The organism is Bradyrhizobium sp. SBR1B, from assembly GCF_014198205.1.
GTDB lineage: Bacteria > Pseudomonadota > Alphaproteobacteria > Rhizobiales > Xanthobacteraceae > Bradyrhizobium.
On the sequence record NZ_JACIHC010000001.1, the window covers coordinates 240,064 to 254,683 of the forward strand.

Consider the following 14,620-nt stretch of genomic DNA (forward strand, 5'->3'; position numbering starts at 1 on the left):
GCGCGCAAGCCTCAGGCAAGCCCGAGCATCGCGCGCGCGTCCTCTGCGGCCGCCGCTTTGCTGCGAACCACCCTCTCCCACGAGGGAAGAGGGTAAGAGCGCACGCTGCTTCTGCTGAGTTAGATGATCCCCTGCTGCTTCAGCGTCTCGATTTTGGCCGCATCGTAGCCGAGCTTGCCGCCGAGGACCTCCTGCGTGTGCTCACCAAGCAGCGGCGGGGCGCGATATTCGGTGATGGGGGTGCCCGAAAGAGTCAGCGCGTTTCGGATCAGCGAGAGTTCCGGTTCGAACTTGTGCTCGGTCTTCACCCGCATGCCGCGCGACTGGACGTGCGGATCGGAAAACACCTGCTCGAAATTGTTGATCGGACCCGAGGGCACGCCGGCCTCCTCCAGCTTTTCCAGCCAGTAGGCCACCGGCTGCTTCAGGAACAGGCCGGCGAAGATCGCCATGATCTCCTTGCCGTGCGTGACGCGGTCGTTGTTCTTGACGAAGCGCGGATCGCTCGCAAGCTCGGGTTCGCCGAGCACGGCGCAGGTCTTCCGGAACTGGCCGTCATTGCCGACCACCAGCATCAGCTCGCCATCGGTGCAGCGGAACACGCCGGCCGGCATGCCGCCATTGCCCCAGGTGCCGCGTCGCGGCGGCGTCTTGCCGTTGACGAGATAGATCTGCAGCCAGTGCGACAACGACGCGATGACGGTGTCGAACAGGCAGACGTCGATGTGCTGGCCCTGCCCATCATTGGCGTCGCGATGGTAGAGCGCCGAGAGAATCCCGATCGAGGTGTTCATGCCGGTCATGTAGTCGACAATGGAGGGACCGACCTTCATCGGGCCCTCGCCCGGCTCGCCATCCATGTGGCCGGTGACGCTCATCAGGCCGCCCATCGCCTGCAGGATGGCGTCATAGCCGGCGCGCGGCGCGTACGGTCCGGTCTGGCCGAAGCCGGTCACCGAGCAATAGATGATGCCGGGGTTGATCGCCTTGATGGTCTCGTAGTCGAGGCCGTAGCGCTTGAGATCGCCGACCTTGTAGTTCTCCATGAAGACGTCGACGTCCTTGGCGAGCTCGCGGATGATCGCCTGGCCCTCGGGCTTGGCGATGTTGACGGTGACCGACTTCTTGTTGCGGTTGGCGCAGAGATAGAAGGAATTGTTGTTGTTGGCCTTGCCCTCGGGATCGCTGAGATAGGGCGGGCCGAAGGCGCGCGCGTCGTCGCCGGTGCCCGGCCGCTCGATCTTGATCACCTCGGCGCCGAGATCGCCCAGCATCTGGGCCGACAAAGGCCCGGCAAGCACGCGCGTGAGGTCAAGGATCTTGATGCCTGAAAGCGGCAGGGCCGACATGTCGATTTCCTCCGGGGAACTGAATCTTAGAGCTGATTTTGGCGCGGCGGCTCGGAGCGGCCGCGCTCCCCAGCGGATACACTATTTTGGCGCCTTGAGCCCTGCACTGGCGGCATACGGCTATCCGCAGCTTCGGCAGCAAGCCACTTCCTGTCGGCAGCTTTCCGCGCCGCGAATATTGCCTGATCGGCTCAGGTCACGGCTGCCGCCGCAACCCGCGGCCGCCGCCGGCCGAGCAGGACCAGGATCAATACCGTCGCGCAGGAGCAGACGAAGGTGAGACCGAGCGCGCCGCGGCTGCCGAATTGGGTGAGAAGGCCGACAAGGAGCGGCGGCGAGATCGCGGACGCCAGATTGAGCGGCAGCGCGATCATCGACATCGCCTTGGCGAACTCGGCCTGGTCGTAGAACACCAGCGGGATGGTCGCCCGCGCCACCGCCATCGCGCCGCTGCCGGCGCCATAGAGCAGGATGAAGACCGCGACCGCCCAGGTCGCGCCTTCGCTCAGCATCAGCAGCAGCATCGCGACGGGCAGCGCGGTGCCCGCGACGAGCCCGGTCGTAATCCCGTCCCATCGCCCGCCGCCGAGAAGATCGAGCCCGCGGGCGCTGACCTGGATCACGCCCAGCATCGAGCCGAACGCGAGGGCCTGCGCAGGCGTGAGCCCCTCCGCCCGCAACAGCTCGATCATGATGGCGCTGATGCCGAAATTGACGAAGGCGTTGAGCGTGATCGCGGCGACCACGAGGCCGAAAGTGCTCCTTGGAATCGCGGGCACATCGGCAGACTTGGCCGGCGTGCCGCCATCGTCCTTCGCAAGTCTCCGGCGCGGCGCCACGAATGCATAGAGCGGAAGCGACACGAGGATCAGCATGGCCGCGTAAACCAGGCACGTCCCGCGCCAGCCGAGGTGTCCGCTGAGGAACGACGTCGTCGGCCAGAAGATGCTGCTGGACAGGCCCGTCACCAGCATCAAGGCCCCGATCGCGTTCTTGGCCTGCCGTCCCGCGACCTCGTTCAGCATGATATAGGCGCCGGTCGACAGCGTGGCGCTGCCGGCGATGCCGAGGACGATCCAGGCGGCGAAATAGAGCATCGGCTCGTGCGCGAGAGACAGCAGCACGAAGCCCGGCGCGGTGACGACCGTGCCGACCATCATGACCGTCCGCGCGCCATGCCGCGCAAACGATCTGGCGAGCCACGGCGCGCACAGCCCCATCGAGACGTAGAGAACGGACGTCCCGGCGAACACCGCCGGCAGGCTCATGCCGAGATCGGCGGCGAGATCGCGCCCGACGATGGCAGGAAGCCCGATCGTGCCCCATCCGACCAGCTGCGTGATGGCGAGCACCAGCAGGACCCCGATCAGCCTGCTGTCAGATTTCAAGAACCGCATTCCAAACGTTCGCCTGCCCGGCAGGCGCCGATCACGCCTGTGAACCTCTCTTAGCCGGAGACTCAGCGCGCGGGAACGCCGGCCGCCGAATGGCAGAAGGCAGCCGGGAGCATGTCAGGAGGAGGCAGTAGCCTCTACCGCGCGATCCCGAGCAGGGATCGCGCCTCGGCGGCGGTCGCAACGCGGCGACCGTGGCGCGTGACAGCCTCGCAGGCGATGGTCACGAGCTCCGCATTGCTGGCGGCCAGGCGTGTCTTGTCGATCCTGATATTGTCCTCGAGCCCGGTCCGAACCGCGTCGGCGCCCCGCGCCAGCGCCCAGCCCATGACCTCGGCTTGGTGACGTCCGATCCCGGCCGCGGTCCAGGTCGCGTGCGGGATCAGCCGCCTGAGCTCTGCCAGCAGGATGTCGAGGACATGCTCGTCCGCCGGCATCGCGTTCTTGACGCCCATGACGAACTGCACGTGCGGACGCGGGTCGATCAGCCCCGCCTCGATCAGGCGGCGGGCACCATGGATATGAGACAGATCGAAGATCTCGATCTCCGGCCGGATGCCATTCGTCTGCATACCGGTGGCGAGGGTCTCGACCAGGGCGGCGCTATTCTCATAAACAATCGTCGGGAAGTTCACCGATCCCGTGGACAGCGAGGCCATGTCCGGCTTCAGATAGAGCGACGATCCACGCGCCGAGGGATCGCGGCCCCGCCCGCCGGTCGAGAACTGCACGATCATGCCGGGACAATGCTTCCTGATCCCCTCCTACCTTCGCAAAACGTTCGGGATCGGACGACGGCGTCTCGTCATCATTGCGAACGTGGATGTGGGCAAGCGTGGCGCCGGCCTCGAAGGCCTCCTGCGTCGACTCGATCTGTTCGGACGGCAAAATCGGCACCGCAGGATTGTCCTTCTTGCGCGGAACGGAGCCGGTGATAGCGACAGCAACGACGACGGGGTTCATCCTGCAACCTCATGATGATCGCGCTTACGCGCACCAAGTTCGATCAGGCCCTGACATAGCGCGCGGAGCCCTGCCGCCGCAAACATCAATTGTCGCGGCGGCAAGGCTTCCTTGCGTTCGCGTCAGGTCTGAACTGCGGCCACACCATTCGCGGCTTCCGCACGCTGCCGCTCGTAGTCGGCTCGGGCGATCGGAACGGCCTTGGGATTGCCGAGATCATCGATGCTGATCCGATAGGTCTCCCGGGCCGAGACGGCCGCCAGCGCCGCGATCACCGTGATGCCGAAGGCGATCGCGCCCACCGTCAAGGGAATGTTGGCCGAGCCGGGAGGCGCTACGATGGCGAACAGGGCTGGAAGCAAGGCGGTGATGGTCGTTCCGATGTTCTGCGAGATCGCCATCGCCGACACCCGTGTGCGGGTCGGAAACAGCTCCGGGTAAAAGCTCGGGAAGATCGCGTTATAGCCCTGATAGACGACGCCCCACATCAGGAGCGACAGCAGGATCGCCAGCGGCACGTTCCTGATGCTGATGGCATAGAGATAGCCAAAGGCGAGCAAGCCGGAGAGCAGCGCGCCCACGACGATCGGAGGCTTGCGCCCGACCTTGTCGGAGAGATTGCCGACGAAGGGAATGACGAACACGGCCAGCATGTTTCCGAGGACCGGGATCCACAGATAAACGTCCTTGGCAAAGCCGATGCCGTAGGCCGGCTGCACCGCGTAGGCCGCACCGAAGATGGTCGCGACAACCGGAATGACATTCATCAGCGCCATGCAGATGACCCTGAGCATGTCGGGCCAGTTCAGCTTGATGGCCTGAACGATGGGCGCCCGCGGCGTTTCTCCCCGCTCGCCCTCTCGCGCAAAGGCCGGGGTCTCGTCGACTTCGCGGCGAATGATGTAGCCCGCGACGATGACGAAGAAGCTGAGCAGGAAGGGAATCCGCCAGCCCCAGCTGTTGAAGGCGTCGGTCGGCATATAGGCCGCCAGCGGCAGGAAGACCGCAGCTGCGAGAATTTGTCCAGCCTGTACGCCCTGAAGGGCGAAGCTTGCATAGAAACCGCGTCGACCGAACGGCGCATGCTCCAGAATCATCGAGCTTGCGCCGGAGATTTCACCGGCAACGGCAAATCCCTGCACGAGGCGCAGCATGACGAGCAGGATCGGCGCCAGGATGCCGACCTGCTGATAGGTCGGCAGGATGCCCACCGCCATGGTCGAGATGCCCATCAGGAACATGCAGAGGATGAGGACGGTCTTGCGGCCATGGGTGTCGCCCCAATGTCCGAGCACGAAGGCGCCGATCGGCCGGGCCACATATCCAACGCCATAGGTCGCCAGCGATGCGACGATCGCGACCGTGGGATTGTCCGACGGGAAGAAGATTTGCGGGAAGATCAGCGACGCAGCGGTCGCATAGATGAAGAAGTCATAATATTCGAGAGCCGACCCGATCCAGCCGCTGGCAGCAGCCTTTCTGGACTGACTCATGTCGTGGATCGCGCGCGTGGTACCCATCACAAAAGCTCCTCCCGATCTGTTCGTTTGATGCGTCCCGTTGGCGGGCTTCGCTGGACAATTGGACAGCAATCCCCGGGCGCTCTGCGGAGCTCCGCGAGCGCTTGGCACTGCCGGTCGGTGTCTTGAGTGAAGAGACAGTAGGCTTTCGCCGGGCTAACACAATTACCCAGTTATGCGATAAACCTAACATGATGTTATCTGGGCTAAAGGGCCGAGCCGACCCACTCTGCACGCTGACCGACGGCTCGGCATGTCGCCGCGGAATTCATTCCGGCGGATTGAACGTCCGCACGAAATACACGGGCTCGCTGCCCTTCTTCAGGCGGTAGAGTTGCGCCGGGCGGTTCGGGCCGCGCCGCATCTTCGCGACCGGCTCGATCATGTCGGCCGACAGGATGCGGGTGCGGAAGGCGCTCTTCTCCAGCGGGCGGTCGAGCACGATCTCGTAGACGCGCTGCAAATCCGGCAGCGTGAATTCCGGCGGCATCAGATAGGCCGGCAGCGAGGTGTATTCCACCTTGTTGCGCAGGCGCTGGATCGCGGTTGCGAGGATGTCGCCGTGATCGAAGGCGAGCTTGTCCTTGAGCCTGCCCCCTCGAATTGGAAACCAGTGCGCATCGTTCGCCAGCACGCTTGCGTCCGCCGGGATCAGCGCGAAATAGGCGTGCGTCGCCGACCAGCCGCGCGGATCGCGCGTCGCGCTTCCCCAGCTTCCGAGTTGCTCCAGATAAGGGCTGGTGACCCCGGTCTTCTCCTTCAGCTTGCGGGCCGCGCAAGCCGCGAGGTCGCGGTCCTTCGTGACGTCCACGAAGCCGCCCGGCAGCGCCAAGCTGAGCGGAAACGGCTCGCCCTCGCCGGCCGGGCGCTGCATCAGCAGCACCTGAAGGCTGTCGTCGAGGATCGTAAAGATCACGACATCGACCGTGGTCAGGGGGCGCGGAAAGTCCAATTCTCCAGACTTTCCAAGGCCCTTGCCAAGGTCCTTGCTCCGCCCCTCACCTGCCATCACCAATCTCTCCTGTTCGGTCTTGACAGTAGCATAGTTAGTTGTACAGTCCAACTTACTTAGTTGCTCAGACACACTTATTGCAGCCGTTGGAGAAACACATGTTCGGCGTCAGGTTCATCAAGGCCCAGCCCACCACCTATCTGATGAAGTATCGCGCCGGCGCGATCGTCGCCGAGGGTGCTGGTCTTTCCGCGCTGTATTACGCGCCGGTGACCATGCTGGTCGCGGTGCCCATCGGCAGCCGCGACGCCTCGTTCATCTTCGAGCAGACCGCGCGCGACTTTCAGACGCTGACCGTGCAGGGCCAGGTGACTTATCGCGTCAGCGACCCGAAGAAGGCGGCCTCGATGCTCGACTTCACCCTGAAGGCTGACGGCAAGACCTATGCGAGCGACGATCCGGAAAAGCTGCCGGAACGCATCCTCGGCACGGTCGAGGTCCTCGCCCAGCAAGCGGTGAAGGAACTGACGCTGAGGGACGCGTTGCAGGCGTCCGACCGCATCGCCGACATCATCGCGGGCGGCTTGAGGGCGCGCGCCGACATCGCAGCTCTCGGCCTCGAAATCCTCGGCGTGTCGATCCGCGGCATCAAGCCGACGCCGGACACCGCGAAGGCGCTGGAGGCGCAAGCGCGCGAAGCGATCCTGAAATACGCGGACGAAGCGATCTTCGCCCGGCGCAACTTCGCCGTCGAGCAGGAACGCGCCATTCGCGAGAGCGAACTCGACACCGAGATCGCGGTCGAGCAGAAGAAGCGGTCAATTCGCGAGACCCAGATGGACGCCGAGGCGAGCGTTGCGGCAAAGCGCAATGAGCTGCGCGAGGCCGGCATGGCCGCGGACATCGTGCTGGAAGGCAAGCGCAAGGATTTCGTCGGCCTCAATGCCGAGAACACCAGGACGCTGGCCGACGCCGAGGCCTATCGCGTCGGCGCGCTGATGAAGATCTTCGAAGGCGTCGACACCCGCGTGATCCAGGCGCTTGCCGCTGCCGGCATGCAGCCGGGTCAGCTGATCGCACAAGCCTTCTCCGGCATTGCCGAGAAGGCCGAGAAGATCGGCCAGCTCAACGTCTCGCCGGACCTGCTCAGCCAATTGATGGAGAAGCCGAAGGAGGCCGCCAATGCCCGCCGCCAATGACCGAAAGGTGGTGCTGGTGACGCGCAAGACCAGGTTGGAGGACCTGATCGCGCGCCACCTGACGGCGGCGCAGGCGCGCTTCTATGTCGAACATCTCGGCGCCGACTTCTCCGACTATGAGCGCGAGCACGAGGTCTATCGTGCCCAGCGTCACACGACGCTGCAAGTGCTGGAGCAATGGGGGCGCTATCAGGTCATCGACCGCGGCTTCCTGCCGAACTTCCTCTTCGGGCCTGATGACATCGTCGTCGCGCTCGGCCAGGACGGCGTCGTCGCCAACACGATGAAATATCTCGATGACCATCCGCTGATCGGGCTCAATCCGGATCCCGCGCGCCACGACGGCATCCTCCTGCCCTTCGCGCCGCGCGACCTCGCCAAGCTCCTGCCGGAGGTCGCCACTGAGAAGCGCGACAGCCAGGCCGTGACGATGGCGGAAGCACGGCTCAACGACGGCCAGGTGCTCTACGCCGTCAATGATTTGTTCATCGGCGCACGGACGCATGTCTCCGCGATCTACGAGATTGCCGCCGGCGGGGCGACGGAACGGCAATCTTCAAGCGGACTGATCGTCTCGACCGGCCTCGGATCGACCGCCTGGTTCAAAAGCATCGTCACGGGCTCGCTGGCCATTGCCGGCAGTCTTGTTGGGCAGCCTCCCCCGCTGACCGGTTACGAGGCCCTGCCCTGGGACGCGCCAGAGCTGCGCTTCGCGGTGCGCGAGCCCTTCCCCAGCCGCCATTCGCAGACCCATCTCGTCTGCGGCCGGCTCGCCTCGGCGGACCAGTTGCGCATCCGCTCGCTGATGGCGGAAAACGGCGTCATCTTCAGCGACGGCATTGAAGCCGACCGTCTCGACTTCAACGCGGGTGCCGAGGTTGCGATCGGGATCGCCGCGCGGCGCGGACGATTGATCGTCTGATCATGTTAGGCCGCCGCGCCGCCTCACGCGGTGTGGCCGGGATCGACGTGCTTCGGCGTCTTCTTGTCGCGCTGCGGGGTCATCTTGGCCGGATCAGGCGCACCGGGCACGCCGCGGGGACCCAGCTGCTCCCGCTGGATGTCGTCCTCGGAACGGGATGGCTCGACGCCGTTCGGCTCACGCGGCTTGGTCATCGCGTCTTCCTTCTCAAGCGTTGTCCTGGACGCCGAGCGCGTTGCCTCCGGCTTCGCGGCCAGGCACGCTGACCTGGACTTCATGTCCCTCACGCAGCGCGAGGGATGCGGCGGCGACCGCCGATTCGAATGCAGCTTCCTTGGTGGCGTATGTGTTCTTGACGTCGCCGTCGTGCAGCACGCCCCATTCGTCCCTCACCGGCACGATGGCATATTGAGCAAGGCCCATTGTCCAACTCCTGGCTTTGAGTTTCAGAATTTGGCTTTCACCGTCTGTCCGATAACGCGCCGGCGGGCCTATCGTTGCGTCAACTGCGGATGCGCAGCTGTGACGCGCCACACCGTGTTGCCGCTGTCGTCTGCGATCAGCAACGCGCCTGATTTGTCGATGGCGACGCCGACGGGACGGCCACGCGCCTGGTTGTCGCTGTTCAAAAAGCCCGTCACGACGTCCTGCGCCGGTCCGCTCGGCTTGCCGTCCGTGAACGGCACGAACACGACCTTGTAGCCGTTGAGCACCTGCCTGTTCCAGCTGCCATGCTCGCCGACGAAGGCGCCGCCACGATAGGCGGCCGGCAGGCCGGAGCCGGTGTTGAAGACGAGCCCGAGCGGGGCGACATGCGAGCTCAGGGCATAATCCGGCACGATCGCCTTGGCGACGAGATCCGGTCGCTGCGGCTTGACGCGGGGATCGACGTGCTGGCCGTAATAGCTATAGGGCCAGCCGTAAAAGCCGCCGTCCTTCACCGAGGTCATGTAGTCAGGGACGAGATCGGGACCGAGTTCGTCGCGCTCGTTCACCACCGTCCACAACGCGCCGGTCTGCGGCTCGAAGCTGAGCCCGTTGGGATTGCGCAGGCCGCTTGCGAACACGCGCCAGCGGCCGCTGGCACGATCGACCTCGAGGATCGCGGCGCGGTTGTGCTCGGCCTCCATGCCGTTCTCGGTGATGTTGCTGTTGGAGCCGACGCCGGCATAGAGTTTCGAGCCGTCGGGGCTCGCGACCAGGCTCTTGGTCCAGTGATGGTTGATCGGCCCACCCGGCAGCGGCGTCAGCACCGTGCCCGGCGCGGTGATCTTGGTGTCGCCTTCCGTGTAGGGATATTTGACGATCGCATCGGCGTTGGCGACATAGAGGTCGTTGCCAACCAGCGCGATGCCGAAGGGCGAATTGAGATGGTCGAGGAAGACGCTTTGCGTCTCCGGCACGCCGTCGCCATTGCTGTCGCGCAGTAGCGTGATGCGGTTGCCCGGCCCGGTGTCGTTGCCGCCCGAGGTCGCCCAGGACTCGATGTAGCCCATGACGATCTCTTTGGGCCGCTTGATCCCGGCCCCCTTCGGCGCCTTGGATTCCGCCACCAGCACGTCACCATTGGGCAGCACGTAGATGAAACGCGGATGCTGCAGGCCGGTCGCGAAGGCCTTGACCTGCAGGCCCTCAGCCACAGCCGGCGTCTCGTTCTTCTTCCAGCCGACGATGCGCGCGATGTGGACCGGCGGCAGCAAATATTGCTGGATGTCGGGAAGTTTTGGGTTGGCGCCGATCTGCGCCTTGGGGTCGCCGCTGCCGTCGTCGCAGCCAGCCAGCAACAGCAGCGGCGAGAACACCAGCGCCCGGGCAAGCTTCGATATCATCGTGCAACTCCTACGCCGTGGCGATAGACCATGGCCCAGCCGAGCCAGCCGGTGACGGGCAGGATCAGCACCGTGATCACGGACAGAACGAGCCCGGTCGGCCACACCGAGGTCCAGGCATCGCGGGTGTGGATCAGCGCGTTGACGACGGCGAGGATCAGCGCCACGGCATTTCCGATCAGATGCGGCCATGCCGGCATCTGCGCCCGCACCAGGCGGTTGCCGAGGAAATCGGTCAGACCCGCGATCGCCGCCAGCACGCCGAAGACGACGCCAGCGAGCAGAAGCCAGGCGGAAAAATTCGCCCACATGATCTCGGCGCTGGCGACATAGGCGATGTCGGTCAAGAGCGCCCCGACGAAGCACGCGATCGGGATCGGCACCAGCATCGGATGAATCGGATGACCCGCGATCTGCGCGGTGGTTCGCACGCGCATGTCGTCTTGCACGGTCGGCCTCGTGTGATTTTCGGTCCTGCCCGACCGGCCAACTCGTGCGTCGTGCGATGGTTCCTAGGGGATCCCCGCCGCCTCGTTCCGACGCGCGCGGATAACATTCATCGCCGTAGCGATATCAGCGATCTCACGGGCTACGATGGCCTTAGATGCGCGCCAGACCCAGCTTTTCGCGGACCTCGTCATCCTCGATCACCTGATCGAGGCGCGCATTCTTGTCGGCTTCCAAATCTTCCGCGATCGTCTCGAGGGTTCGAAATGCGTCGCCAGCGCTCGCGGCCGTTTCGAGGTGAGCGATCGACTGACCGTTCACCGAGAGGTCGGCCTCGCCCCAGGGCGTAGTGTCGATCTCCAGGCGATCGCCGCCGGCCTTGGCGATGAAGTGCTGGACGGTGGATTTGGAGGTCGGCAGGGAGAGGTCCGGCGTCCAATCGATCGGCTTGTTGGTCATGTGTACGTCCCGAAGTTGCGACCAATGGATAGACCATCCGGCGCGGGGGACATTGACCTAGATCAGGCCGCGACCGGGCCGTCCTTGTTCTGCGGGCTGAGGTTAATATTCTCGATGCTTTCTTTCGGGGGTATCGAATGAAATTGATATGTCCGTGGCGGTGTGCCTGACGCTGGCATTGTGCACGACCGCTCACAGCCATCCTGTGGCGAGTTGCGCAGGCAAGTTCGTCGGCACCTGGATTCACCAAGAGCCTCGTGCGGAGCGACTGAGGTGGACCACTACTCTGGAGGCGTGGCCGCAAGGCCGCGTCTCGAAGGAATATTAGGCCGCACTCAGGAGCAGCGCGCAAATGCCGAGGACAACGGTCTGAGCCGCGGCCGCTCCGAAGGTCACGATCTTGATCGTCGTCGCCAGACGCATCAGGTTGAATTTGGTGTCACTCACGTCATGGCGCAGGAGGCTCTGCGCGATCATGGCGTCTTCCACGAAATCGCTGATGATATAGGCGGCCGGCACGATGCAGACCGCGACACAATACCACCAATTGGCCGGGTCAGGCCATGTCAGCGCCGCGGCGAGCCATAGCGAGCCAGTGACGAAAAACCCTCCGACAAGAAAAATGTAGATGACATCCAGAAGCATGATGCATCGAGCATAGGGCCTGCGGAAGGGACCATTGGTGGGCGACCGCAGCCACTGCTCAAGCGATCTCCGGGTGAGCGCCTCGCCGGTCGATGGAATAAGTCCTGGGCGCTCGAGGAAGCGAGCGCTCACATCGGCGCCGAACCTGCTCGAAATCATGGCCACGATGAACGGCCAGATGATGGCCGCCGCAGCGAACGTGATTGCGTACATCGTTCCTCCCGAAATTCGCTTAGGTGACCGATACCCTTCTCAGCGACGTGGCCGGTTCAGGGCCTTCGACGTCTGATCAGCACTTGGCTGGCAATCGCCCCGCCGAACTCCGCACATCTCGACGCGCCTGAACTCGCCGGAAAAATACGGCTCCAAACCGAGCGGCTGCGCAGCGATGATGGTGTCTTCATCGTCTCCAAACCTGCCGACGCAAACTTGTCGCAGCATCGCGGTCGTCAAACCCTTGGCGTCCCTGAAATTGGCCCGGCTGACCGTGGCGCCGCACAGATTGGCGCCGGTCAGATCTGCGTTCCTGAAATCGGCGCCTCCCAGGGAGGCATTTTCGAAGTTGACGCCGCGGAGATCGGCGTTGCGCAAATCGGTGATGAAGCAGCGATAGGTCTGCCAGACGTCCAATTTAGGAGATGCGTTGGTCTTTCTTTCCTCTTTCTTCTTCGGAGCCGGATCGGTTTCATCGAAGCCGATGCTCTCGGCGGTGAACCGCGTCTTCTCAAATTGCTTCGGTCTCTCGGATTCCTTCCACAACCATCCCGAACTAGCCGGCGAGCCTGGGACATCCCAGTCGGCCAGACTTGCGCCACCGAGATCAGCACCAAAAAGATTGGCGTATCGTAAGCTGACCCGACGCAGCTGGGCTTGCGTCATCACCGAACAAGAAAGGTCGAGCCCGCTAAGATCGAAATTGTCCAATCCGAGATTGGCCAGATTCAAGCGCCTGTCACCGGCACACAACCTGCCGCTGGGTAAACTGCGGACCCTCGATAGCACACCACCGCCGAGTTGCCGGATAGCAGCCTGAGCAGCAGGTGGGGGCTCCTCGCGGCGCTCGACGACCGGCCTTGGCCGGGTCGGATCTCCCGCGTCGCAAGTCCCGGATTCCTGCATCCGGTTGGCCTTCGTTCCATCGACGACGACGCTTTCCAGAATTGTGATAGCCTGCTGCCCGAAAGCGCCGGGGCTCTCCGAGACAAGGCTGGTGATCCGCTGCGCGGCCACCTGTGCATAGGGTTTGTCCGGGGCGTCAACCAGGCTGCGGGTCGCCTCCGCAAATTGCTGGCCCCGCTCGTGATCCAGACGAAGCCTGTAGTCTGCATTCCACTGATTGCTCGTCAACCAGAGCTGGACGGCACCGGCAATGAAGGTCGCGACGAGTCCCAGCCCGGTCAGGACCTGATAGTTCGTCTGGCGCAGGCGATCCTGAACCTCCAACTGCTTGATCTGATCGGCATCGAAGTGAAGCAGGACCTGCGCGCGCGGCGTTGCCCACCAGAACCAGAAAAACGCCCCGAGCAGGAAAATCGCAATGAAGACCAGCGGCACGATCAAGTAAAACATGACTAAGCTCCGCTCGCGGTTACCCGACTCTTTGCAGCCCTTGCCTCATCAACACCGTCGCCAGCAGGAGCGGCGTCGACATGGCATTCCAGTCCACGACGGCAACATCGCCGTTCAGCTGAACCAACTGCTGGAGGGCCGACATGAGGTTCCGCGGGGCGTATGTCGCGTCAACGCCGCCGATCCCGACGGATAGACCCAGGCGCTCGATGGCGCTGACGTGGATCGCCTCTCCGATCGGCTTGGCGTGCCGGTCGAAGCAGACGTTTCGTTCGAACGGTCTGGGCGCAACGGGTACGGGCAGATTTCCGATCGACCGGTAGACATAGGGCATGAAACGATACAGCCCCTGACGAGGTTCGTGCTGGGGCGCCGTGATACAATCAGGAGCGAGTGCTGGCGGCGGATCCAACGGGAAGTCGTCGCCGGCAATCTGGCGAACGCGCTTGATCATCCAATCCAGAGTGATGTCTTCGAGCTGATGCGGCCCGGACCGCACATATCCGCCGCCGACGTCGGCATGGGCCCCCGCGAACCACACCTGCTCCACGTTTGCCGGCCGTGCGGTGAAGGGCAATCGCCGCCAGAGAGTGGCTTCGAAAGCCTCCCGATGTTCGTCGATCGCCAGCGCCTGCAGGCTGTGCTCGCAGATCCCCGACAGACCGACGTCATGGAAGCCGTACAGGTCGCGATTTTCTTTCCAGAACGCATTCAGCGGTATCCCCAGGGCGCCCACGGTGTCGAACACGCCGAGCAACTTGACTGGAATGCTGTTCGGACCTGACGAAATCTTTCTGACGAGTATCTCGTCACAAGGGAGGCGGTTGGCCGGATGCGTGCGATAATGCGCCCACAGCCGCGACAAGGCCTTGGCGTCGAACTTATTGCGATAAATCAGACCGACGGCTGCCAGGCAGCCCACCAACGACCGGGCGGTGTATGAGCCGCGCGAGAAGCCGAAGATGAAAATCTCGTCTCCCCGGTCGTAGTGCTGGGCCAGAAAAGTGTAGGCACGGCGAACGTTTTCCGACAGGCCTGCGCCAAGGGCACCACCGCTGAACCGATCCAGAAAACCGCTGGTTCCTACCCCTCGCTCGTAGAGGATGACGTTGTCCCGGCCGCCCGGCTTGCCGCCCTTCAGGACGAATGTCTGCTGAGGCACGGCAGCGGAACTCGTGACGTCGCTCGTGGCGCGCGAATGCGCGTTGGAGAGATGCTCTGCAATTCTCTGCCTGAGGCGAACGATGTTGGTGTCGGCCCCGCCGTCATCGGCGTCGTTCCAGGTGCCGTCCAGAAGCAAGATGATCCGCTTCGCCACCCCAGCCCCCCAGCCTCATGGCACGCTCCGGCAGAACTCGATCAATCTAGCGAG

General features: G+C 63.8%; 14 protein-coding genes and 1 pseudogene. 2 read left to right on the forward strand and 13 right to left on the reverse strand.

Features of this window, described 5'->3' with window-relative positions; all coding sequences use genetic code 11:
• Positions 1-119 precede the first annotated feature (119 nt).
• From GGD61_RS01305 to GGD61_RS01325, 5 genes and pseudogenes are all read right to left on the reverse strand, one after another.
• Complete coding sequence (locus GGD61_RS01305; RefSeq protein ID WP_092260279.1) at positions 120-1,349, reverse strand: CaiB/BaiF CoA-transferase family protein; 1,230 nt, start codon at positions 1,347-1,349, stop codon at positions 120-122.
• Positions 1,350-1,540: 191 nt separating this feature from the next.
• Positions 1,541-2,746, reverse strand: coding sequence for an MFS transporter (locus GGD61_RS01310; RefSeq protein WP_092260281.1), 1,206 nt, complete (start codon positions 2,744-2,746; stop codon positions 1,541-1,543).
• Between the two features lie 134 nt (positions 2,747-2,880).
• Positions 2,881-3,706, reverse strand: a pseudogene (locus GGD61_RS01315) (3-keto-5-aminohexanoate cleavage protein).
• Between the two features lie 122 nt (positions 3,707-3,828).
• On the reverse strand, positions 3,829-5,226 hold the full coding sequence (locus GGD61_RS01320) for an MFS transporter (RefSeq protein WP_092260285.1): 1,398 nt from the start codon (positions 5,224-5,226) through the stop codon (positions 3,829-3,831).
• A gap of 268 nt (positions 5,227-5,494) precedes the next feature.
• On the reverse strand, positions 5,495-6,235 hold the full coding sequence (locus GGD61_RS01325) for an NrtR DNA-binding winged helix domain-containing protein (protein ID WP_092260287.1): 741 nt from the start codon (positions 6,233-6,235) through the stop codon (positions 5,495-5,497).
• Between the two features lie 101 nt (positions 6,236-6,336).
• On the opposite strand from GGD61_RS01325, the gene GGD61_RS01330 reads away from it, so the two are divergent.
• Together GGD61_RS01330 and GGD61_RS01335 are read left to right on the forward strand one after the other, a co-directional pair.
• Entirely contained in the window at positions 6,337-7,377 is a 1,041-nt protein-coding gene (locus tag GGD61_RS01330) for an SPFH domain-containing protein (RefSeq protein ID WP_092260289.1), read from the forward strand.
• Positions 7,361-8,299: a sugar kinase gene (locus tag GGD61_RS01335; protein WP_092260291.1), complete on the forward strand. Its 939-nt coding sequence runs from the start codon at positions 7,361-7,363 to the stop codon at positions 8,297-8,299. The genes GGD61_RS01330 and GGD61_RS01335 overlap by 17 nt, the downstream gene beginning before the upstream one ends.
• Before the next feature lie 23 nt (positions 8,300-8,322).
• Here the strand turns inward: GGD61_RS01335 and GGD61_RS01340 are convergent, their stop codons facing one another.
• The 8 genes from GGD61_RS01340 to GGD61_RS01375 form a co-directional block, all read right to left on the reverse strand.
• On the reverse strand, positions 8,323-8,493 hold the full coding sequence (locus GGD61_RS01340) for a hypothetical protein (protein ID WP_018322208.1): 171 nt from the start codon (positions 8,491-8,493) through the stop codon (positions 8,323-8,325).
• Between the two features lie 13 nt (positions 8,494-8,506).
• Complete coding sequence (locus GGD61_RS01345; RefSeq protein WP_018322207.1) at positions 8,507-8,722, reverse strand: hypothetical protein; 216 nt, start codon at positions 8,720-8,722, stop codon at positions 8,507-8,509.
• 68 nt (positions 8,723-8,790) lie between these two features.
• Positions 8,791-10,128, reverse strand: a complete 1,338-nt coding sequence (locus GGD61_RS01350; RefSeq protein ID WP_092260293.1) for a sorbosone dehydrogenase family protein — start codon at positions 10,126-10,128, stop codon at positions 8,791-8,793.
• Complete coding sequence (locus GGD61_RS01355) at positions 10,125-10,565, reverse strand: DUF2231 domain-containing protein (RefSeq protein WP_183230324.1); 441 nt, start codon at positions 10,563-10,565, stop codon at positions 10,125-10,127. The genes GGD61_RS01350 and GGD61_RS01355 overlap by 4 nt, the downstream gene beginning before the upstream one ends.
• Before the next feature lie 163 nt (positions 10,566-10,728).
• Positions 10,729-11,034, reverse strand: a complete 306-nt coding sequence (locus GGD61_RS01360) for a hypothetical protein (RefSeq protein WP_092260297.1) — start codon at positions 11,032-11,034, stop codon at positions 10,729-10,731.
• 324 nt (positions 11,035-11,358) lie between these two features.
• The gene (locus GGD61_RS01365; protein ID WP_092260300.1) at positions 11,359-11,892 is read right to left on the reverse strand and encodes a hypothetical protein; all 534 of its coding nucleotides are present in this window, start codon (positions 11,890-11,892) and stop codon (positions 11,359-11,361) included.
• Positions 11,893-11,931: 39 nt separating this feature from the next.
• Positions 11,932-13,248 carry a pentapeptide repeat-containing protein gene (locus tag GGD61_RS01370; RefSeq protein WP_092260302.1) on the reverse strand — a complete coding sequence of 439 codons (1,317 nt, stop codon included), beginning with the start codon at positions 13,246-13,248 and terminating at the stop codon, positions 11,932-11,934.
• A 19-nt stretch (positions 13,249-13,267) separates the two neighbouring features.
• Positions 13,268-14,566 (reverse strand): DUF2235 domain-containing protein, encoded by a 1,299-nt coding sequence (locus GGD61_RS01375; RefSeq protein WP_183229915.1) that lies wholly within the window; start codon positions 14,564-14,566, stop codon positions 13,268-13,270.
• Positions 14,567-14,620: the final 54 nt, after the last annotated feature.